Source organism: Bradyrhizobium sp. Arg237L, assembly GCF_029990105.1.
Lineage (GTDB): Bacteria > Pseudomonadota > Alphaproteobacteria > Rhizobiales > Xanthobacteraceae > Bradyrhizobium.
Genome location: NZ_JAQMIL010000264.1, coordinates 1 through 310 on the forward strand (window position 1 = coordinate 1; position 310 = coordinate 310).

The following is a 310-nucleotide window of genomic DNA, read 5'->3' on the forward strand; positions in this document are numbered from 1 at the left end:
ACCGATCCTGACGCGCGCTCGATGGCGACAAGTGGCAAGGACACCGGGATCGTTGGCTATAACGTGCAGATTGCAGTCGATACGCAGCATCATCTCATCGTGGCTCACGAGGTGACCAACGTGGGCACCGATCGCCACCAACTCGCCAACATGGCCAGGCAGGCGCGCGACGAGATGGCTGTTGAGGCGCTCGAAGTCGTGGCAGACCGCGGCTATTACGATGGAGAGGAGATCAGGGACTGCGAGGAAGCCGACATCACGGTGACGTTGCCGAAGCCGATGACTTCGGGCGCCAAAGCTGCTGGCCGCT

Annotated in this window: 1 protein-coding gene; it reads left to right on the top strand. The window is 61.6% G+C overall.

Translation table 11 applies throughout. The features are described from left to right. The coding region (locus OZ411_RS43255; protein ID WP_282532846.1) for a transposase at positions 1-310 on the top strand (310 nt) is incomplete at both ends.